The 927-nt window shown below is 42.5% G+C and carries 1 protein-coding gene and 1 pseudogene; one reads left to right on the top strand and one right to left on the bottom strand.

The genetic code is table 11. The annotated features are described in order from the left end of the window. A partial coding sequence (metG, locus tag SORDD16_RS05000) for a methionine--tRNA ligase subunit beta (RefSeq protein ID WP_081215141.1) occupies positions 1–785 on the top strand: 785 nt, incomplete at its 5' end. Positions 786–801: 16 nt separating this feature from the next. On the opposite strand, the pseudogene SORDD16_RS11785 reads toward metG, so the two are convergent. After that, positions 802–927, bottom strand: a pseudogene (locus SORDD16_RS11785) (DNA topology modulation protein); the annotation flags it as partial.

Here is a 927-nt window from a genome sequence, read left to right as displayed (position 1 = left end):
CAATCGCTGATTACCATACACACATGGATGCAGTTGACTACCCACGTGCTTTAGAAGCAGTCTGGACACTTATCTCTCGTACTAACAAATACATTGATGAGACAGCTCCATGGGTCTTGGCTAAGGATGAAGTACTTCGTGATCAATTGGCAAGTGTTATGAGTCACTTGGCAGCTAGTCTTCGCGTCGTAGCTCACATGATTGAGCCATTTATGATGGAAACTAGTCGTGCTGTATTGGCACAACTTGGTCTAGCAGAAGTTTCTAGTCTAGAAAACTTGAGCTTGGCTGATTTCCCTGCAGGTGTGACTGTTGTTGCCAAAGGAACACCAATCTTCCCACGTCTCGATATGGAAGAAGAAATCGCCTATATTAAGGAACAAATGGAAGGCAACAAACCAGCAGTCGAAAAAGAATGGAATCCAGATGAAGTCGAGCTCAAACTGAACAAGGATGAAATTAAGTTTGACGACTTTGATAAGGTGGAAATCCGTGTCGCAGAAGTCAAAGAAGTTTCTAAAGTAGAAGGCTCTGATAAGTTGCTTCAATTCCGCTTGGATGCTGGTGATGGTGAAGATCGTCAAATCCTCTCAGGAATTGCTAAATACTATCCAAATGAACAAGAATTGGTCGGCAAGAAGGTTCAAATCGTTGCCAACCTCAAACCTCGCAAGATGATGAAAAAATATGTCAGCCAAGGAATGATCCTCTCAGCTGAACATGATGGTCAATTAACACTTCTCACAGTTGATTCAGCTGTACCAAACGGAAGTGTGATTGGGTAAAAGCAAAAAGCCAACGTTAGGCACGTTGGTTTTTCTTGTTGTTTGCGGTCTTTTCTAAGAAGTGATCCATTTCTTTTTGCGACCGGAGGACAATTACTTTCTCTGGATAGGTTTCTTGAACCCGTTGATAGCGTTCTTTAGC

Origin of the sequence: Streptococcus oralis (genome assembly GCF_001578945.1) — a bacterium.
GTDB classification, from domain to species: Bacteria; Bacillota; Bacilli; order Lactobacillales; family Streptococcaceae; genus Streptococcus; species Streptococcus oralis_Q.
The sequence above is the reverse complement of the archived record's forward strand: the minus strand, read 5'-3'. Positions and strand labels throughout refer to the sequence as shown.